The 21613-nt window shown below is 69.3% G+C and carries 9 protein-coding genes (1 of these 9 only partly in view); 8 read left to right on the plus strand and 1 reads right to left on the minus strand.

From position 1 onward, the window contains the following. The 5 genes in view from ABZW96_RS24465 to ABZW96_RS24485 are tightly spaced (at most 58 nt apart) and all read left to right on the plus strand, a layout consistent with a single transcriptional unit that may run on beyond the window. Positions 1 to 2618 carry the end of an SDR family NAD(P)-dependent oxidoreductase gene (locus ABZW96_RS24465; RefSeq protein ID WP_355077951.1) on the plus strand. 19093 nt of this gene lie to the left of the window's left edge, so the window shows 2618 of its 21711 coding nt (coding positions 19094–21711); the start codon falls outside the window, past its left edge; it ends in the stop codon at positions 2616 to 2618. Next, positions 2615 to 14536, plus strand: coding sequence for a thioester reductase domain-containing protein (locus tag ABZW96_RS24470; protein ID WP_355077952.1), 11922 nt, complete (start codon positions 2615 to 2617; stop codon positions 14534 to 14536). Before ABZW96_RS24465 ends, ABZW96_RS24470 begins: the two co-directional genes overlap by 4 nt. Beyond that, a complete protein-coding gene (locus ABZW96_RS24475) occupies positions 14533 to 16356 on the plus strand; it encodes a thioesterase domain-containing protein (protein ID WP_355077953.1) in 1824 nt (607 codons plus the stop codon). Before ABZW96_RS24470 ends, ABZW96_RS24475 begins: the two co-directional genes overlap by 4 nt. Positions 16357 to 16371: 15 nt before the next feature. Beyond that, positions 16372 to 16785, plus strand: a complete 414-nt coding sequence (locus tag ABZW96_RS24480) for a hypothetical protein (RefSeq protein WP_355077954.1) — start codon at positions 16372 to 16374, stop codon at positions 16783 to 16785. Between the two features lie 58 nt (positions 16786 to 16843). Next, the gene (locus ABZW96_RS24485) at positions 16844 to 17569 is read left to right on the plus strand and encodes a hypothetical protein (protein ID WP_355077955.1); all 726 of its coding nucleotides are present in this window, start codon (positions 16844 to 16846) and stop codon (positions 17567 to 17569) included. Here the strand turns inward: ABZW96_RS24485 and ABZW96_RS24490 are convergent. Next, positions 17547 to 18275, minus strand: coding sequence for a polyprenol monophosphomannose synthase (locus tag ABZW96_RS24490; protein ID WP_355077956.1), 729 nt, complete (start codon positions 18273 to 18275; stop codon positions 17547 to 17549). The two genes, ABZW96_RS24485 and ABZW96_RS24490, sit on opposite strands and share 23 nt — an antisense overlap. Before the next feature lie 116 nt (positions 18276 to 18391). Here ABZW96_RS24490 and gmd point away from each other — a divergent pair, with 116 nt between their 5' ends. From gmd to ABZW96_RS24505, 3 genes are read left to right on the plus strand one after another with little or no spacing between them, the layout of a single operon-like run. Continuing rightward, entirely contained in the window at positions 18392 to 19414 is a 1023-nt protein-coding gene (gene gmd, locus ABZW96_RS24495; RefSeq protein ID WP_355077957.1) for a GDP-mannose 4,6-dehydratase, read from the plus strand. Next, positions 19411 to 20664 (plus strand): class I SAM-dependent methyltransferase, encoded by a 1254-nt coding sequence (locus tag ABZW96_RS24500; RefSeq protein WP_355077958.1) that lies wholly within the window; start codon positions 19411 to 19413, stop codon positions 20662 to 20664. Before gmd ends, ABZW96_RS24500 begins: the two co-directional genes overlap by 4 nt. A 1-nt stretch (position 20665) precedes the next feature. Continuing rightward, complete coding sequence (locus tag ABZW96_RS24505; protein ID WP_355077959.1) at positions 20666 to 21613, plus strand: GDP-mannose 4,6-dehydratase; 948 nt, start codon at positions 20666 to 20668, stop codon at positions 21611 to 21613.

Raw genomic sequence — 21613 nt, forward strand, 5'->3', positions numbered from 1 at the left:
ATGTGGTGACCGGCGGCACGCGCGGACTGGGTGCGGCGTTCGCGGCGGCGTTGGCCGAACGCGGAGCGCGCCGCTTGGCCGTCCTCGGCCGGGAACCGCTACCGCCGCAGACGGAATGGGACCGGATCGCTGCCGGAACCGGCCCCGAGGCGGAGAAGGTTCGGCGGCTGGTGCAGTTGCGTGACCGCGGCGTCGCCGTGCGCACCTACTTCGGCAGCCTCACCGACGAGGCGGGCTTGTCCGGCTTCTTCGACCGAGTGCGCAACGAGCTGGGCCCGATCGGCGGCGTGCTGCACTGCGCGGGAAGCGTATCCGCGGAGAGCCCGGCGTTCGTGCGCAAGACCGGCGACGCCGTCGCGACCGTGCTCGCGCCCAAATTGGCGGGCACCGCGGTCCTCGCCGACGTCCTGGCCGCCGACCGTCCCGACTTCTTCGTCTTGTTCTCCTCGGTGTCGGCCGTGCTGCCCGGCTTGTCGGTGGGCCTGTCGGACTACGCGATGGCCAACGCGCACCTCGACCGCTTCGCCGAGGCCCAGCACGCACTGGGACGACACTGGTTCCGGTCGATCAATTGGCCGTCGTTCCGTGACACCGGGTTCGGCGAGGTGACCAGCGCGGCCTACCGCGCCACCGGCCTGCCCACCCTCAGCGCCGAGGAAGGATTCGAACTACTCGACGCGGCACTGGGTCTACCCGCCCCGGTGGTCTTGCCCTACCACGGTGCGGCCCTTCATCTTTCGACACAGACGAATCGACCTGCAGCAGAGTCGGCGCCCGTGCCGACCGCGCGGCCCACGGCGGCGAACGGCTCCGCGGCGGCGTATCAGGAATTGCTGCGCATCTTCTCCGACGAACTGAAATTGGCCCCCGCCCGCTTCGAGGGCGACAAACGGTTCGAGGAGTACGGCGCGGATTCGGTGTTGATCGCCTCGGCGGTGCGCCGGATCGAGCAGGTCGTCGACGCGCCCTTCGACCCGGCGCTGGTACTGGAGTTCCCGACCCTGAACGACTTGGCGGGCCTGTTGACCGAGCAGTTCCCGGAACGTTTCGCGCCCGAAGCGCCGCCGGATCCACCGGCCGATCCGCAGCGGCCATCGGCTGATCATCAACGCACACCCGACAGCGGGACATACCGTCCCGGTGCGGCCACCTGGGCGGCCGACGCCCGCCGTGGCCGGGCAGCCGAGCCCATCGCCGTGGTCGGCATCGGTTGCCGCCTTCCGGGCGGCGACACTCCGGACGCGTTCTGGCGCTTGCTCGCCACGGGCGCCTCCGGCATCCGGGAGGTGGACCCGGCTCGCTGGGATCCCGCCCGGTTCTACCGCCCTGGCGGCGGGCCCGGTCTGACCAACAGCAAATGGGGCGGGTTCGTCGACGGTGTCGATCTGTTCGATCCGCAGTATTTCGGGGTCACCGACGAGCTCGCTTGGCAGATGGACCCGTTGCAGCGGCTGCTGCTCGAGACGTCGGTGCTGGCCACCACCGACGCCGGATACCGGCGCGAAGAGTTGGCGGGCAAGCGAGTCGGCGTCTACGCAGGCAGCAGGGCGGCGAATTACTTCAACCGCATCCCGGTCGCCGACCGGCACACCATCATCGGCATCGGGCAGAACTTCATCGCCGCGCGCATCTCGGACTTCTTCGACTGGCACGCGGGCAATGTCGTGCTCGACAGCGCGTGCTCGTCGTCGTTGCTGTCGGTGCATCTGGCCTGCCAGGCGTTGCGGGCGGGCGAGGTCGACGCGGCGCTGGCCGGTGGGGTGGAAGTGCTGCTCGACGAGATGCTGTTCGTCACGTTGTCGGCGGCGGGTGTGCTCTCGCCGAACGGGCGGTGCGCGACGTTCTCCGAGGACGCCGACGGTTTCGTGCCGGGCGAGGGCGCGGCGCTGCTGATGCTCAAGCGGCTGGACGACGCGCTCGCCGACGGCGATCGGGTCTACGCGGTGCTGCGTGGCTCGGCGATCGGCAACGACGGGCACACGATGGGCATCACCACACCCAACATGCGGGCGCAGATCGAGGTGGTCACCGCGGCGCTCGAAGTGGCGGGCATGTCCCCGGACGCGCTGTCGTATCTGGAGGCGCACGGCACCGGCACCATGATCGGCGACCCCATCGAACTGAAGGGGTTGGCGACCGTGCTGGGCGACCGGTCGCGCGGCCCGGAGCCGTGCGCGGTCGGCAGCGTGAAAACCAATATCGGGCACCTGCTGTCCGCGGCGGGCATCGCCGGGGCGGTCAAGACGATCCTGGCCGTGCACCACTCGGCGCTGCCGCCGTCGCTGCACTGCGACAACCTCAATCCGCGATTCCAGTTCGCCGGATCGCCGCTGCAGGTCAACCGAGAACTGCGCCCGTGGCAGCCGGCCGACGGCAGGCCCCGCGCGGCGGGCGTCAGCTCGTTCGGCTTCGGCGGCACCAATGCCCACCTCATCGTCGAGCAGGCGCCCGATGGGCACCGTCCGACACGCCACCCCCTGGATCCACCCGCCTTCCGCAAGAGGAGCTTCATGCTGCCGAAAACGGTTCCCAGCACATCGACGGAGCCCGCGCCGCGGATCGTGGTGCCGATCAGCGCGCCCGCACCGTCGTTCCTCCAAGTGGAGCCGCTGCGATGAGCGGGATCGAATTGGACAGCTTCGCCACCACCCTGCGCGCCGAGGACCCGGTGGTGCGCGACCATCGCGTGCACGGTGTGCGGATCCTGCCGGGCGTGGTGTATCTCGACATGATCCTGCGCGCGGCGATGGCGGCGGGGTACCGGCCCGGCGAGCTGACGATCCGGGAGGCGTTGTTCCAGCGTCCGGTCGCCCTCGCCGACGACGGCGCGGTGCGCATCGCGTTCCGCGTGGATCGTCCGACCGGCCGGATCGCCATCGACGTACAGAGCCTGGACGCGAAAGGCGTGCCGGTCGGCGCGATCGAGCCTGTCGCGGAATGCGTTGTGGTGCGGTCTGCTTCCTCCGATCAGCCGCCGGGGATCGATGCGGCCGAGTTGCGGGCGGCGTCGCGTGCGCGTGGCATGGCGGAGCTGTACGCCCAGACCGGCGGCCGCGGTATCGATCATCGCGAATTCATGCGCGCCACTGGGTATTTCGCTCGGCGCGACGATGTGGTCACCGCGACGCTCGGTCTCGGCGCGGAGGCCGCGGCGCATCTGCCCGGCTTCCTGCTGCATCCCACGTTCCTGGACGCCTCCACGATCGTGCCGTTCATCGATCCGCAGCGGCTCGGCGTGGACGACGACAGCGCGTTCATCCCCATCTTCTTCGGCGACGTCCGCGCCTGGCGCGCGACTCCCGAGGAGGTGCTCGTGCGAGCGGCGGTCCGCGGCGGCGGGCACGGCGGGGACCTGCTCGAAGCCGATGTGGCGCTCTACGACCGGGACGGGGCGCCGGTGGCGCGGTATCGGCTGACGTCCAAGCGTGTGCGTGGCAGCGCGGATATCCAGCGGTTGCTGACGCGGCCGCAGGCAGCACCCACGGGACAAGCCACGCCGCGACCGACGACTGTGCCGGTGGCCTCAGGTGATCCGCGTGCGGTGATCACCGCCGATCTGGCCGCTCTCGTGGCCGGTGAACTCGGCGCCGACGCCGCGGGGATCGCCACCGACGTCGGGTTCTACGAGCTCGGATTGGATTCCGGTCGTCTACTGCGGCTGACCGCCGAGTTGGAGGCGAGAGTCGGCGAGCCGCTGTATCCGACGCTGCTGTTCGAGTACCAGACCATCGACGCGCTCGCCGGACATCTCGCCGACATCGCCGGCGCGAACTACCGCCCCGCCACGTCGACCCCGGACACCGTGCCCGTTGAATCCACCGTGGTCGCCGAGGTGGCGGGCCCGCCGACAGTTGACCAGGTCGCGTCGCCGGAATCGGTAGCGGCGGAAGACCTCGTCGTTTTCGGGTTCGACTGGGAGCCCGACACCACCGCGCATACGCGTCGGGAACCCACCAGCCTGCTCGTCTTCGATACCGCCGAGCACCCTTACCCGCACGGCGCGGCCGCGACTGTCATCCGGGTCCGTCCCGGTGGCGAGTTCGTCTCCGGTACAGACGCTTTCGTCGTCGACCCGGCGGACGCACGGCACATGAAGCTGCTGGTCGACCAGCTGACGGCCCGGCGGCTGCGCTTCGACGCCGCGGTGTACCTGTGGCCCGAAACGACGACAGACAGTGAGCCGCAGGCGCTGATCGAACGGGTGTACCTGCCGCTGCGCGATCTGCTGCGCGCGGTCGCGGCGGTGTCCGAACCGCCGGTGCGCCTGGTGCTGGCTCTCACACCGGCGACACCCGCGGGTGAATCGAGTTGCGCCCTCCTGGGCGGTGCGGCCCGCACACTGCGGCTCGAGCAGCCGCAACCGTTGCTGCGGGCCATCCAACGCGACCCCGCCCGTCCGATCGACGACATCGTGGCCACGGAGCTGGGCGTCGAAGAACGCGACCCCGCCACCGAGATCCGCTACCACGGCGCAGAACGCCGGATCCGCCGGACCCGCCCGCTCACCGATGCCACGCCGAGTTCCGGCGACGCGGTGCTGCGCACGGGGTCGGTGGTCGTCGTCACCGGCGGATTCGGTGGGATCGCCCGTCACCTGGCCCGCCGCCTCGCCGCCGAGTACAGCGCACGGCTGGTGCTGGTATCGCGCCGTCCGCTCGACGCGTCGGCCGCGGGACTGCTGGCCGAGCTCGGCGAACTCGGCACGGAAGCCGTACACGTGCGCGCCGACGTGTCGGTCGCGGCCGACGCCGAACGCGTCGCCGCGATCGCCCACGCCACCTTCGGGCCGGTCGACGTGCTCTACCACGGTGCGGGTCAGTTGCGCGACGGACTGCTGTCCGGCAGCAGCCGCGACGACGCGAGAACCGTTCTTGCACCGAAGGTCTACGGCGTCGAGCACTTGACGCGGGCGCTGCCGGAGACCCGCCTGACCGTGTTGTTCTCCTCGGTCTCCGCGGTGCTGGGCAACCCGGGGCAAGCCGATTACGCGGCGGCCAACCGCTATCTCGACGTCTTCGCCGAACAACGCGACCGAGCCGGAAGCAGGACGATCAGCATCGGCTGGCCGCTGTGGGCCGAAGGCGGTATGCGTCCGCCCGCCGAGCAGATCGCCGCGCTGCGGCGCGCCGGTGTGGGACTGCTGCCCACCGCGACCGGACTGGACCTGCTGTTGTCCTGCGCGACGCTCCACCGCGCACAACTGGCCGCGGTATGGGGCCACAGCGACATCCTGCGAGCACGACTACAACCGGCAACCGCACCGTCCGACGCGCCATCCGCGCAGGGCGATGCGCATCACGCGACCGTGCCGGTCGACGAGCATCGCAAGTCCGTCGAGGAGCCCATCGCGATCGTCGGAATCAGCGGCCGCTACCCCGACGCGGAGGACATCGAGGAGTTCTGGCGCAATCTGCGCGACGGACACGACGCGGTCGGCCCGGTCCCCGCCGAACGCTGGTGGCTCACCTCCGTCCGAGGCACGCCCGGCGCGCCACCGATGACCGGCGGATTCCTGCGTGACGTGGGTGGTTTCGACCCCCAGTTCTTCCGCATCCCGCCGGTTCAGGCGCCGCTGCTTGACCCGCAGGAGCGGTTGTTCCTGCAGCAGGCGTACGCGGCGCTCGAGCACGCCGGCTACCACCACACCGACCCGGCCGTGCGCGACCGCCGGGTGGGTGTGTTCGTAGGCGCCACCTGGAGCGACTACCGGCTGCTCGGAGTGGCGGCCAGCCGCGACGGCGATCCGGTCGCGGTGGCCTCGATCCCGTCGTCGATCGCGAACCGCACCTCCTACACCCTCGGTCTGCGTGGACCGAGCCTCACCGTGGACACCGCGTGTTCGGCGTCGCTGACCGCACTGCATCTGGCGCGGCGCAGCCTGCTCGACGGCGAATGCGACGCGGCGCTCGTCGGCGGGGTGAACCTGTTGCTGCACGAGGACAAATTCCTGCTGCTGCACAGCCTGGGCATGATGTCCGAGAGTGGCCGGTGCAGGCCCTTCGCCGCGAGCGCCGACGGTTATGTGCCCGGCGAAGGCGTCGGGGCGCTGTATCTGAAGCCGCTGTCGGCCGCCCGCGCCGACGGCGACACCATCCACGGCCTGATCCTCGGCAGCGCGGTGAATCACGGCGGGCAGACCTCCGGGTACAGCGTGCCGCATCCAGGGGCGCAAGCCGACGTGATCGGCGAGGCCCTGCGCGCCGCCGGGGTCGACCCCGCCGCGATCGACTACCTCGAGGCGCACGGAACCGGGACACCGCTCGGCGATCCGATCGAAATAGCCGGGCTGGCCGCCGCTTTCGGCAGGAACGACGGCGGCCGCTCCCGCGCACTCGGGTCGACGAAGTCGAACATCGGCCACCTGGAAGCGGCTGCGGGCGTCGCGGGTCTCACCCGGGTGCTGTTGCAGCTGCGTCACGGCCGGATCGCGCCGACATTGCATGCCGCACAGGTCAATCCGGCCATCGCGTTCAACTCGGTGCCGTTCCGCTTACCGCGTGAACTGGAGGATTGGCCGCGCCGCACCGTCGACGGCGTCGCGGTCGCGCGGCACGCGGGTATCAGCGCCTTCGGGGCGGGCGGCGCCAACGCTCACGTGGTGCTCGCGGAGTTCATCGACGACCGAGTGCGTCCGGGCGCCACCGGTGAACCCGAGATCTTCGTGCTGTCCGCGCGCACTCCGGAGCGGCTGCGCCGCTATGCCGAAATCATGGCACGGCACTTCCGCACCCTCGACCCCGCGGATTTCCTCGACGCGGTGCGCACCTTGCAAGTGGGCAGGCCCGCACTGGCCCACCGGCTCGCGGTGGTCGCGTCCTCGCCGCTCGAGGTGGCCGACGCGCTCGACCAGTTCGGCGCCGACCAGCTCGGCCCCGTGGTCACCGGCAGCGTCGACGCACACCCCCGGCCACCGCTGTACGCGCCCGCGGCGGACGACCGAGAGCTGGCCAGGCAGTGGGTCGCGGGCGCCGATGTCGACTGGCGTGGACGCGGCGGGCCACAGCGCCGAGTTCCGCTTCCCGGCTATCCGTTCGAGCGCACCGACTACTGGATCATCGCACCGCCGCGCTCGGGATTCGACGCCGCGGTGGAGGGGTTCGAAGCGTTTGTCCGGCCCGCGGGCACAGTGGAGCCCGGTAAGGCCGAACTCGGCCGCTACGCGGCGATGCTGCTGTTCGCCACCTTCGCCGGAATGGGGCTCACGCCGGGGGAGTGGACCACGCGGTCGCTGGACGCGCGCCTTGGTGTGCGGCCCGAATTCGACCGGCTACGCACCAGCTGCCTGGATATCCTGCGGCGACATGGGCTGGTGCGATGGCACGACGACCGGATCGAAGTGCCTGGTCCGCCACCCGGTACCGGCGGGATGCGCGCCGACCTGCTCGCGCGCTTCCCGGAGACCGAACCGTACGTGGCCTTGCTCGATGCCTGCCTGGCCGCCTATCCCCGCGTACTGCGCGGCGAGATGTCCGCGACCGAGGTGCTGTTCCCCGCCGGAGACCTCGAACTGGTCGGCGCGATCTATCGCGGCAACGCCGCCTACGACTTCACCAACGGATTGCTCGCCGGATTGGTGTCGGCCGTGGCGCAGCGGCACGGCGAGACCCGGCCGGTGCGGATCGTGGAAGTCGGCGCGGGCACCGGAGGTTCCACGCACGCGGTGCTCGACGCGCTCGCCGAACACGGGATCGCGTTCGACTATCACTACACCGACGTGTCGCACAGTTTCGTCGCGCACGGGCGACGCACCTTCGGTACGCGGTCGAACGTGCGGTTCGGGGTGCTGGACATCGAGGCGGATCCGATCGCGCAAGGCTTCCCCGCACACCAGGCCGATCTGGTGATCTGTGCCAACGTCCTGCACGCGACGCGGTCGATCGACGCGACGTTACGCAACGTCCGGCGGCTGCTCGCGCCCGGTGGCGTGCTCGCCTGTACCGAAGCGACCGCCGACCTCGAGGTTCTCGCGCTGACGTTCGGCCTGCTGGAGGGCTGGCACGCGTATCGCGATCCCGAGGCGCGTCTCCCGTATTCGCCGTTGCTGTCCGAATCGCAGTGGCGGGACGCCATGAGTGCGGCGGGTTTCTCCGGAATCCGCGCCTGGGGTCCCGGCCTGTCGGAGGACCCGGAGCCGAGTTTCCGGGTGTTGGCCGCGGTCAGCGTCACCACGCTGCCCGCTGTCGCCTTGCCCCCGGCCGATGCGCAGCCCGCCACCGCGCGAGTCGGCCTCGCCGATACCGAGAACCCGCCCGCCGGTGCGCGGCCGGACGCGGAACCGGCCACCGTGCGTGGTGCGGCCGCCCTGGAAGCCGAACTCGTCGCCCTCGTCGCCGAGGGCCTCGGTGTCGGGCGCGGCGAGGTGCGCGCGGAGCTGCCGCTCTCGGACTACGGCGTCGATTCCATTCTCGCGGTGAAGATCATCGATCGAGTCAACGCCCGCTACGACTTGGCGCTGCGACCCACGGTGGTCTTCGACCATCCGTCGGTGCGGCTGCTCAGCAGGCACATGGCCGAACAAGGCGCTTCGGCTCCTCGAACCGCCACCGCGCCGCCCGCACGGCCCAGCGAAAGGTCGACATCGATGGACATCGCCATCATCGGCATGTCCGGGCAGTTCCCGGGCGCGGCGAACCTCGAGGAGTTCTGGCGCGATCTCGCCACAGGGCGGGACGCGGTGACCGAGATCCCCGCCGGACGCTGGCCGATCGCTGAGCATTTCCGTCCCGGCCTGGCGACGCCGGGCAAGACCTACTCCAAGTGGGGCGGCTTCCTCGACGGCGTCGAGGAGTTCGATCCGGCGTTCTTCGACATAGTGCCTGCCGAAGCCGATTACATGGACCCGCAGCAGCGGCTGTTCCTGGAACACAGCTGGCTGGCCCTGGAAGACGCCGCCATCGACCCGAAGTCGTTGCGGCGCACCCGCTGCGGCGTTTTCGCTGGGTCACCCGGTTCGGACTACGCCACCCTGCTGCGCAACCGCGGAACGGTCGGCTCCCATCACGTGTTCACCGGTAACAGCCCGGCCATCCTGCCTGCCCGCGTGGCCTATCACCTGGATCTCACCGGCCCGTGTCTCGGTCTGGACACCGCGTGTTCCTCGGCGCTGGTCGCGTTGCACCAGGCCTGCCGCAGTCTCGCCGCGGGGGAGTCGGAGCTGGCGCTGGCCGGGGGTGTCGCGGTGTTCGTGACACCCGAATACCACCTGCTCGCCTCGTCGATGGGCATGCTCTCACCACGCGGGCGATGCGCGAGTTTCGATGCCGACGCCGACGGTTTCGTGATCGCGGAGGGTGTCGGTGTGGTGGTGCTCAAGCCGTTGGCCGCCGCCGAACGCGACGGCGACCCGATCCACGGGGTGATCCGCGGGATCGGCGTCAACCATGACGGCCGCACCAACGGCATCACCGCACCCAGCGTTCGTTCGCAGACCGAACTGGAACTGGCGGTGTATCGCGACGGCGGGATCGATCCGTCCACCATCGGTTACGTCGAAACGCACGGCACCGGAACGCGGTTGGGCGACCCGATCGAACTCGAGGCACTCACCGCGGCGTTCCGTCGCTACACCGACGCGGTCGGCGTCATCCCGGTGGGATCGGTGAAATCGAACATCGGGCACGCCTCGCACGCCGCGGGCATGGCGAGCCTGTTCAAGGTGCTGCTGGCCATGCGCGCCGGACAGGTGCCGCCGTCGCTGCACGTCGCTTCGGTGAATCCGCTGCTCGGATTGGAGCAGTCGCCGTTCTTCGTCAACACCGAACTGCGGGCCTGGGACGGCGCGCCACGCCGAGCCGCGATCAGTTCCTTCGGTTTCAGCGGCACCAACGCGCACCTGGTGGTCGACGGCGCACCGGCCGTAGCGACCGCACGGCGTGCGGGGCCCGGGGTACCGCAGGTGGTGGTGCTCTCCGCGCGCAGCGCTACGAGCCTGTCGCGGATGGCGCGGACGCTGCGCAGGCATCTCGCGGCGCATCCGAATTTGTCGCTCGCCGACGTAGCGCGCACGCTCGCGGTCGGGCGCAGCGAATTCGAGCATCGGCTCGCGGTGGTCGGGGATTCGGTGGATGCGGTCGTGGCCCGGCTTGCCGCCTTCGCCGACGGCGACCGGCCTGCCGGGGTCTACACCGGAACGACCGACACCCCCGCCGCGGACCGCGACACTGCCACCGTGCTGGACGACCCGGAGGCGGTGGCACGGCAATGGGTCGAGGGCGGGCACGTCTCACATGCGGGCTGGGCCGACCCGGCCGCGCGCCGTATCCATCTGCCCGGCTACGAGTTCGACCGGGAACGGTGCTGGGCACCGGACATGAGCGTCCCTTCGTCCGAGCACACGGCGCGCCCGTCGCACAGCTCCGTTGTCGGCGAAGCCCAGGACCTCGCCGCGACGCAGCGCACCGCAGCCCCATCGACCGGCGCGGCGCCCCGCGAGCTCAGCACCGCCGCAGCGGTGGCATCCGGCACGTCCATGGTCGAGACGGCACTCGATGGACCTGCGACATCCTCGCGAGCGGTCGGAGGCTCGTCGGTGCCCGCGACACAGACGGCCGCTGCGCTCCAGGACAACAGCGCGCTCCAGAACGCTGCCGACGATCGGGCTCGTGGACTTGCTGCGCCTGATCATGTCCTGCCCACATCGCCGGACCCCACGCAGCGACGGCAGTCCGCCGAGACCTACCTCAAAGGCCTGCTCGCCGAGTACTGCCGACTCGACCCGCAGCGGATCCGCACCCGAATCCCGCTGCAGGACTATGGCATCGACTCGGTGCTGATCAGCAAGATGAACGACCGGCTGGAAACCGACTTCGGACCGATGCCGAGCACGCTGATGTTCGAATACCAGACCGTCCGCGACCTCGCGGGCTACCTCGCCGACGAGCACGGGCCGCGTCTGGCCGCCATCACCGACGACACGACGACCGCAACCGCGGCATCCGGCGGCGCACCCGCGTCGGTGGGCTCGGTCGCCTCCGAGCCCACCGCTCCCGCCGAGCATTCCGTCGACGACGCGGACGACGCGGACGACGCCGAGGACATCGCCGTCATCGGCATGGCGGGCAAGTTCCCGATGGCGGGGGACATCGAGGAGTTCTGGGCCAACCTGGTCGCCGGTCGCGACTGCATCGTCGAGGTGCCGCCGCAACGCTGGGATCACCGCGAATACCTGTCCGACGATCCCGACGAACCGGGCACCACCTACGCGCGCTGGGGCGGATTCATCGACGACGTCGACAAGTTCGACGCTCGCTTCTTCGGCATCACCCCCAAAGACGCCGAGGAGATGGACCCGCAGCAGCGGCTGTTCCTCGAAACCTCCTGGGCGGCTTTGGAAGACGCGGGTTACTCGCCCGATCGGGTACGCCGCAGCGCCGCCGCACGCGGCCTGCCGGATGCCGGCGTCTTCGCCGGGGTCGGCTACGCCGAGTACCAGGCGTTCGTGGGCGTGCCGATCTCGGGGTATTTCGCGGTGGCGAATCGGGTGTCCTACCACTTCGGCTTCACCGGCCCGTCTCTCGCGGTCGACACGGCGTGCTCGGCGTCGCTGACCGCGCTGCATCTGGCCTGCGAGAGTCTGCGCCGCGGCGAAGCGGCCTACGCGCTGGCCGGTGGGGTGAACGTGTCGATCCATCCCGGCAAGTACTTGCTGCTCGGCTACGGCCGCTGGGCATCCACCGACGGCCGCTGCCGGACGTTCGGCGCGGGCGGCGACGGCTACGTGCCGGGCGAGGGTGTGGTCACGTTGGTCCTCAAACCGCTGCGGCACGCACGCGCCGACGGTGACCGCGTTTACGGCGTGATCCGGGGCAGCGCCGTCAACCACGGCGGACGCACCAACGGGTTCACCGTCCCCAACCCAGTCGCCCAGGCCGACCTCATCGGCCGAGCCCTGACCGCGGCACGCGTCGACGCGGCCGACATCGGCTACGTGGAAGCCCACGGCACCGGTACCGCGCTGGGCGACCCGATCGAGATCGCGGCCCTCACCAAGGCCTATCGGCGCTCGACAGCGGAGCAGGGCTACTGCGGCATCGGCTCGGCGAAATCCAGTGTCGGACATCTGGAAGCGGCGGCGGGCGCGGCGGGCGTGGTCAAGGCGCTGCTACAACTGCGCCACGACACCATCGCGCCGAACCTGCACAGCGATCCACCGAACCCGGGAATCGACTTCGCGGCGACACCGTTCCACGTCATCGATCGGCCCACACCCTGGCCGCGCCCCGGCGACGGCACACCACGCGTCACCGCCGTCAGCTCGTTCGGCGCGGGAGGCTCCAACGCCCACATGATCCTCACCGACGCCGAGCCCGTCGCGGCAACGCCGGAAGATGGGCGGCCGAGGATCGTGGTGTTGTCCGCCCGCGACGCCGACCGGCTCGCGGAGCTGGCCGCCCGCACCGCCGATCGGCTGCGCGATCACCCGCTCGCCCTGCCCGATGTGGCGTGGACGCTGGCCGTCGGCCGGACACCGTTCGAACATCGACTCGCGGTGGTCGCCACCTCGACGGCCGAACTCGTCGAACTACTCGACAGCACAGCCGATGCCGGCGCACCCGCACCGGCGGAGGGACTACTGGTCTTCCGCGGCGTGGCCCGCACCCACCGCGACCTCGACGAGCTGCCCGGCGAATCGGATGCCGACCGCGCCGAAGTGCGCGCCCTGCTGCGGTCGGGCAACCTGCCGCGAGTCGCCGAACTGTGGGCAGGCGGATGGACCGTGGACTGGGAACAGGGCTACGAGCAGCCCTTCGGCCGGATCGTGGGTCTGCCAGGTTATCCGTTCGCCCGGCGCAGGTACTGGATCGTGCCCGAGGACTACCGCAGACGAACACCGCACGTGGTCGCGAAGACGGTGGTCACGCAGGAGATCGAGCCACCGCAGTCGGAGCAGCGCAACGGGCACTCACCGAACGGCACAGCGCTTCAGGGCGTTGCGGCACCGCCGGAACCGGTCGAAACGCCCACCGCCGAAGTCGCCGCACCGGCCGTCGCCGAGTCCTCCGGTGACGCATTCGACAGCGAGTTGTGCGACCGGCTCGCCGAGCACATCCGGGAGATCTTCGCCGATCTGACCAAGTCCGACCCGGCCGAGCTCGACCTCGAGGCGGAATTCGCCGACTTCGGATTCGACTCGGTGGCCACCGTCCGAATGCTCAACCGGCTGATGAAGCACTACGACGTCAAGATCCCGGCGGAATCGACCGAGCTGCATCCGACGATCGCGTCGCTGTCGCACTACCTGGTGGCCGAGGGCATCATCTCCGGCACGGCACACGACGACGCTCCGCGCCCGACCGTGGCCGCCGCGGCCACAGCGGCCCAGCAGGACATCCCCGTGGTGACGACAGAGGTCCCGATCCCGGTGCGGTCGGTCTTCATCACCGGCGTGACCGGCGTGCTGGGCGGCAAGCTGCTGCACGATCTGCTCACCCGCACCGACGTCCGGGTGACCTGTCTGGTGCGCGGCAAGACCGTGGCCGCGGCCGAGCGGCGGATCAAGCACTTCCTGAGCACCTACGACCCGGAGTCGACCCTCGACGAGGCGTTCGCGCAGCGCGTCACCGCGGTGCTCGGCGACGTCTCCAGCGAACGGCTCGGCCTGGACGAGGTCACCTGGCGGCGGCTGGCCGACGACGTGGACTTGACCATCCACGCCGCGGGCCGCACCACCTTGGTCACCTTCTACGACGCCCTGGCCCCGATCAACGTCGAAGGAACCCGTCGCGCGGTGGAATTCGCGTTGCGCTCGCGCGGCAAGTACCTGGTGTACGTGTCGAGTTTCAGCGCGCTGGGCGATCGGCTCAACTTCAACAACCCGCCGTTCACCGAGCGGGATCTCGAACTGGGTCAGGGCTACGACCATCTGCCCTACCAGCAGACCAAATACGAGTCGGAGAAGCTGATCCGGGAGGCGAGCGAACGCGGACTGCTGTGGGACATCGTTCGCCCCGGCAACATCATGGGCGACAGCCGGACCGGCCGGTACCCGTTCTCCGAGGTCAGCGTCAAAGGCGCGTACTACGACATCCTCAAGACGATGATCGAGACCGGCGAGACGATGCTGACGCCGGTGCACTGGGACATCAGTCCGGTCGACTACGTCAGCGCCGCGATCGTGCACATCGCCACGCGCCGCGCCACCTACCGGGAGACCTACCACCTGACCAATCCGGACATCCGGCGCTACTACGACGTGGTCCGCTACGTCCAGCGTGCCGGGTACGAGGTGGCGTTGGTGCCGCTGGAGGAATTCCACCGCAGGGCCACCGACCGGCAGATCTACCGGCTGGGCACCGACGAGGTGTACGACAGCCAGACCCTGGAGATGTTCAAGTACGGCATCGAACTGTTCGGCACCATCCACTACGAGGAGAGTTCCTACGCCGACTGCACCTACACCCGCCGCGTGCTCGGCGCGGCGGGCATCGACTGCCCGCCGACCGAGGATCTGGTGCGGGTGTACCTGGCGCACTGCGCGGAGGTGGGCTACATCCCCGCACCCCGCGGGGCCGAGCCGACCGCGGAGGTGCTGCGGTGAGCTGCACGATCGTCTTCCCGGGGCAGGGTGCGCAGCGCACCGGGATGGGAGCGGATCTCTGCGCCGAATTCCCGCTCGCGCGAGACACTTTCGCCGAGGCGAGCGCCGCGGTGGGCGAGGACCTGCTGCGGATCTGCGTCGAGCGGGATCCGCGACTGCATCGCACGGAGTACACCCAGCCGTGCGTGCTGACGATGGAGATCGCCGCCTACCGGGTGCTGGTGAGCGAATCCGGCTGGCAACCGGTCGCTTTCGGCGGACACAGTCTCGGCGAGTACGCCGCGCTGGTCGCGGCCGGCGTCTTCGAACTCGCCGACGGGGTACGGCTGGTGCGCACGCGCGGCGCGCTGATGCAGCGCGCGGTGCCGGAGGGCGCGGGCGCGATGGCCGCGCTGATCCTACCGGGCATCGCCGACTCGGGGGTGGCCGATCTGGTGGCCGAGGCGGGCGTCGAGGTGGCCAACGACAATTCCACCGATCAGCTGGTCATCAGCGGTGAACGCGACGCTGTCGCGGCCGCCCGTGTCGTGCTCGGCGAGCGCTTCCCGGAACTGCGGTTCGTCCCGTTGCGGGTCAGCGCGCCGTTCCACTCCCGCTGGATGCGCGGCATCGAGGACGAGTTCGCGGGGCATCTGGCCGAATGCACACCGCGCATACGGGCTGAGCGCGCGGTCGCGGTGACCTCGAACTACACCGGGGAGTTCCATCGGCCCGAAACCCTCGCCGAGCATCTGGTCCGCCAGATCTCCGCCCCGGTGCGCTGGACGGCGAACATGCGAGCGTTGCTGCGCTCGGGCACACCTCGCTACGAGGTGGGCCCGTCGGCACCGCTGTCGAAGTTCTTCGCGACGCTGGATGCCCCGGTGACCCGGATCGCGACGGTAGCTGATGTACGTGCGCTGCCCCTATCGAAAGCCGCTCCGGCTGAGATGGTCTCGGCGATTTCCTCGGCAGCCGCACTGACAGCGGCTGCGCCGGTCACACCGAGAACGGCTATGCCGGTCGTACCGGAACCCGCTCCGGCTGCGATGACCTCTCCGACGGCGGTTGCGGCGCAACCAATTCGCGAGGCGCAAGGGCTGACCATCCATCGCAAGAGCGCCGCGACGCCGAGCCTGCGGTTGTTCTGCTGGCCCTTCGCCGGCGGCAAGGCGGCGGCCTACACGCCGTGGCGGCGCCAGCTGCCCGACTGGATCGAGCTGTGCGTTCTGGAACTGCCTGCCCGCCAACGGCATCTGGCGCAGACGCCGATCCGGCGATTCACCGATCTGGTCGAGACGGCGTTGACCGCGGTGCTGCCGCTGACCGATCTTCCGTTCGCGTTCTTCGGCCACAGCCTCGGCGCGCTGGCCGCCTACGAGGTCGCCCGCCGCCTGCCCGAGGGGATCGCGCCACGCGCGTTGTTCCTCGGTGGTGCGGTGGCCCCGCATCTCCCCAGGCCGGGTCGGTTGTCGGAGCTACCGGACCACGAGTTCGTTGCGGCGGTAGGCCATTACGGCGGCATACCGCCGGAAGTGCGCGAGACCCCGGAGGTGATGGCGCTGTTCCTGCCCGCGTTGCGCAGCGACTTCGAGATCTTCGACGACTACCGATTCACACCCGCCGCCGCGCCGTCGTGCCCGGCCCACCTGTTCGGTGGTCGCGACGACCGCCAGGTCGCGGCCTCCCAGCTGGAGGCCTGGCGCGACGTCCTGCCTGGACTGCGCTCCACCGAGCTGCTGCCCGGCGGCCACTTCTTTCTCGTCGAGCAGCGGGCAGCGCTGCTCGACTCGCTCGCGGACAAGCTCGCCGCTGTCCGCCCCGACGCGGTATCCGCCTGATGAAGGGATGCAGTAATGAAGGTCGAAGTCCTCACCCCGTCGTGCAACCTCGACACCGTCCGCGACGGGCGCGGTGGCATTTTCACCTGGGTCCCGCCGGAACCCCTGCTCGAGTTCAACCTGATCTACATGCACCCCGGCAAGGTGCGCGGCCTGCACTACCACCCGCATTTCGTCGAGTACCTGCTGTTCGTCGAGGGCAACGGCGTGCTGGTGACCAAGGACGACTACGCGGATCCGGACTGCCCGGAGGAGTTCATCCATGTGGGCAAGGGCATCTGCACGCGCACGCCGATCGGGGTGATGCACACCGTGTACTCGATCACCCCGCTGACCTTCGTCGCGATGCTGACCAAGCCGTGGGACGAGTGCGATCCGCCGATCGTGCAGGTGGCGCCGCTGCCGCACACCTTGGAAGGCAAGTCGTGAGCGGCCGAATATCGGTGCGGCCGACCAGCGCGGCCGCCCGTGCCGGGCAGGACCTCGCATGAGCGGGATGCGGGTGGCGGTGCTCGGCGCCGCGGGATACGTGGGCGCCGCACTGGTCGAGGCGCTCGGCAGGATGCGGCGATGGGAGGTCGTGCCCGTGGTGCGGGACGACCACGAATTCCACTGCACGGCAGGTCGTTACGACGTGCTGATCAACGCCGCCTGCCCGTCGAAGCGGTTCTGGGCCGAGCAGCATCCCGGCGACGATCGCCGGGAGACGGTGGACAAGACGCGCCTGCTGCGCGAGCAGTGGCGCTGGGACCGGTTCGTGCAGATCAGCAGCATCTCCGCACGGACCCAGCTGGACACGGTCTACGGCCGCCATCGCGCGGAGGCCGAGCGAATGTGTTCCGGCCGCGACACTTTCGTCGTCCGGCTCGGCCCGATGTACGGCGGCGACTACCGCAAGGGTGTGCTGGCCGACATGGCCGCCGACCGTCCGGTGTTCGCCAGCGGCCGCTCCCGGCAGAGTTTCGCCCCGGTGGACTGGTGCGCCGACTGGATCGCCGCCCACCTGGAGGACACCGGCCTGCGCGAGGTCGGCGCACGCACCACCGTGACGCTGGCGGAGGTACGCGACGCGGTGGGCTCGTCCTCGCAGTTCGCCAAAGATGTTGTCGACGACCAGTTCCCGACCACCGCCACCGGCCCGGACTGGCCGGAGGCGGCGGCGGTGATCGACTGGCTGGCCGGGCGGAGGATCAGCGATGCGCGGGCGAGGTGACGCGATGCCTGCCGGGGCGCAGGTACTTCTCCCCGCACAGCACCAGCAGGAAGCGCACGCTGGTCGCGACATCGCGGGTGCGCATCTTGGAGGCGCCCGCGGTGCGGTTGAGGACGTGGATCGGCACCTGTTCGATCCGGAAACCATTGGCGGCGAGGATGTAGAGACTTTCGAAGAAGAAGGAGTAGCCGTTCGAGCGAACGCGATCGAAAGCCGCCACCGGAACCGTGTCCAACCGGTAGTATCGGAACGCGCCGGTGGCATCGTAGGGCATCCGCAGCAGTGTCACGGTGAGAAAATGCCCGACCCGGGTGAGGACCTTGCGGAAGGGAGTCCAGTCGGCGAGGCTGTCCTCTTTCAGATAGCGCGATCCGACCACGATGTCGAAACCGTCGGAAGCGGCGCGCAATGCCGGAAGATACGACGGCGGATGCGCGAAATCGGAATCCATCGTGATGATGTGCGCATATCCCTGCGCGTATGCCCAGCGGATACCGGCCTGGTGTGCGGAGCCCACGCCCTGCCGTCCCGCCCTGTGCAGCACATGGATGCGGGGCGCGTGCTGTCGGGCCAGCTCATCGAGCAGATCTCCGGTGCCGTCCGGGGAATTGTCATCGACGAACAGGACGTCGAAATCGGAGCCCTGTTCCAGGATCTGAGCGAGCAACGGGCCCACGTTGCGACGCTCGTTGTACGTCGGAATCATTACCAGAGTTTTTTCGGAGGCCGCGCTCATGCAATCGAATTCTAATACCGGCGGCGACCGAAAGATAGGTATTGCCCGCCATTTGACGACCGGTTAGTCTCGGGGCTGGAGGTTTGATGAGAAAGGCACTGATAACCGGCATCACCGGCCAGGACGGGTCTTATCTGACAGAATTCCTGTTGCAGCAAGGATATGAGGTGCACGGGATTGTCAGGCGTGCGTCGAATTTCAATACCGACCGCATAGACCACCTGTATTCCGATACCCATTCCCAACGCCGGCTGTTCCTGCACTACGGGGATCTGATGGATTCCAGCAGTCTCAACCGGATCCTGGAGGACGTACGACCGGCGGAGATCTACAACCTGGGCGCGCAGTCGCACGTGCACATCTCGTTCCAGATCCCGGAGTTCACCGCGGAGACCAACGCGATCGGCACACTGCGCATCCTGGACGCCATCCGCAAGACCGGCATCGCGACCCGCTTCTACCAGGCTTCGTCCTCGGAGCTCTACGGCGGCCTGCACGACGTGGCGCTCAGCGAGCGCACGCCGTTCCATCCGCGCTCGCCGTACGCGGTGGCGAAGCTGTACGCGTACTGGATCACGGTCAACCACCGCGAGGCCTACGGGATGTACACGGTCAACGGCACCTTGTTCAACCACGAATCACCTAGGCGCGGCGAGGTTTTCGTCACCCGCAAGGTGACAAGGGGCGCGGTGCGCATCGCGCAGGGCAAACAGGAGAAGTTGTTCATCGGCAACCTGGACGCTCGCCGGGACTGGGGATACGCCAAGGAGTACGTCGAGGCGATGTGGCTCATGCTGCAACAGTCCGAACCCGACGACTACGTGATCGCCACCGGCGAGACGCACAGCGTGCGCGAGCTGTGCGAGACCGCGTTCGCCGCCACCGGTGTCGAATTGATCTGGGAAGGAACCGGATTGACCGAGAAGGGGATCGACCGGCGAACCTCGCGAGTGCTCGTCGAGGTCGATCCGACCTATTTCCGCCCCGCAGAGGTGCATCATCTCACCGGTGACCCGAGCAAGGCGCGCGAGAAGCTCGGGTGGCAGCCCCGGACGAGTTTCACCGAACTCGTCGAGTTGATGGTCGCCCACGATATGGAGAACGCGTGACGCAAGCAGTGGCGGTGCAGGGCTGCCGGGTGTGCGGGAACACCCGGCTCGAAACGGTCGTCGACCTCGGCACGATGGCGCTGACGGGAGTGTTCCCGGCCACCGATCCCACCGAGGTGCCGCGCTACCCCTTGGAGTTGGTGCGCTGCGTGCCCGAAGGCAGCGAGGAGTGCGGGCTGGTGCAGTTGCGCCACACCGCGGACTTCGGCGAAATGTATTCCCCCGGCTACGGATACCGCTCCGGGCTGAATCGATCGATGATCGAGCACCTCGCCCACCGGGTGGACAGGATCCGGCAGCGGGTGCCGCTGTCACCGGACGACGTGGTGATCGACATCGGCAGCAACGACGCGACGTTGCTGCGCGCCTATCCGGAAGGGTCGGCGACGATTCTGGGCATCGACCCGCTGGGGGAGAAGTTCCGCCGGTTCTATCCGCCGCACGCGCGGTTGGTGACCGGCTACTTCGACCACGAGCTGGCCGAATCGGTGCTCGAGGGGCGGCGGGCCAAGGTGATCACCTCGATCGCCATGTTCTATGACGTCCCGCGCCCGCTGGAGTTCATGCGCGCGGTGTACGACAACCTCGCCGACGACGGCATCTGGGTGCTCGAACAGAGCTATCTGCCCGCGATGCTGGCCACCACCTCCTACGACACCATCTGTCACGAGCACCTCGAGTACTACACCCTCGACCAGATCGAGTGGATGGCGCGACGGTGCGGATTCGTGGTGCTCGAGGTGGAACGCAATACCGTCAACGGCGGCAGCTTCGCACTCACACTCGGCAAGCAAGGAGTCGCCTCGCCTGCCGACGCCGCCGCGCTGGATCGGATGCGCCACGAGGAGTCCGCGCTCGGGTTGCACACCTCGCAGCCGTACGCGGAATTCGCCAAACGGGTCGACCAGCACCGCGAACAGGTCCGGGAGTTCTTCGACCGCTCCCGCAAGGCCGGCCTGCGCACGCTCGGGTACGGAGCCTCCACGAAAGGCAACGTGGTGCTGCAGCACTGCGGGATCGGGCCGGAGGATCTGGCGTGCATCGCGGAGGTCAACGACGACAAGTTCGGCAAGTTCACCCCCGGCAGCGCGATCCCGATCGTGTCCGAGGAGCAGGCGCGTGCCATGGCGCCCGACCAGTTCTTCGTGCTGCCCTGGCATTTCCGCACCATGATGCTGGAGCGGGAGAGCGCTTTCCGCGCGGCGGGCGGGCGGTTGGTGTTCCCGCTGCCGGAACTGGACGTGGTGTGAGATGACCATCGTCGTCACGGGCGCGGCCGGGCAGGACGGCACGCTGCTGTCGGACCTGCTCGCCGGGCGCGGCGAGCGCGTGCTGCGCATCGGCCGCGACGGCCCGGTCGACATCACCGACGCCGCCGCGGTCGAGGAACTCGTCGCCGCCGAACGCCCCCGGCAGGTCTACCTGCTGGCGGCGGTGCAACATTCCTCGCAGGACGACCACGGCGACCCGCACGAGCTGGCCCGCGCCTCGCATCGGGTGAATACGCTGCCGGTGCAGCATTTCGCGGAGGCGATCGATCGCCACCGCACCGGCACCCGCCTGTTCTACGCGGCCTCGTCGCACGTCTTCGGCTCCGACGGCGACGCGGTGTGCGACGAGAACAGCGGGCTGCGACCGGACTCCATCTACGGGGTGACCAAAGCGGCCGGCCTGCTGGCCTGCCGCACCTACCGTGCCCGCGGCGTCTTCGCGGCGGCCGGCATTCTGTTCAACCACGAATCTCCTTTGCGTGCAGAGAAATTCGTCACCCGCAAGATCGTGCGCGCCGTCGCCCGGATCCAGCGCGGTGAGACCGGCGCGGTGGAGGTGGGCAGGCTGGACGCGGGCGCCGACTGGGGATACGCGCCGGACTACGTCGAGGCGATGACGCGGATCCTGGCGCTCGACGAGCCGGAGGAGTTCGTCGTCGCCACCGGCGAACACCACACGGTCGCGCAGTTCTGCGCGGCGGCGTTCGGCATGGCCGGACTGGACTGGCACGACCATGTCCGCGAACGGTCCTCGGTGCTCACCCGCGGCGGGCGACCGCGAGTGGGTGAGTCGAGGAAGTTACGCGCGCGGACCGGGTGGCGCCCTTCGGTGGATTTCCACGGCATGGTGCGGGCCATGCTCGTCGCCGAGGGCGTGCGCCTTGCTGAGCAATCGAGGCCGGTACGCACCGGCGGAACGGATGGATGA

Origin of the sequence: Nocardia sp. NPDC004168 (assembly GCF_040610355.1) — a bacterium.
Taxonomy (GTDB): domain Bacteria; phylum Actinomycetota; class Actinomycetes; order Mycobacteriales; family Mycobacteriaceae; genus Nocardia; species Nocardia sichangensis.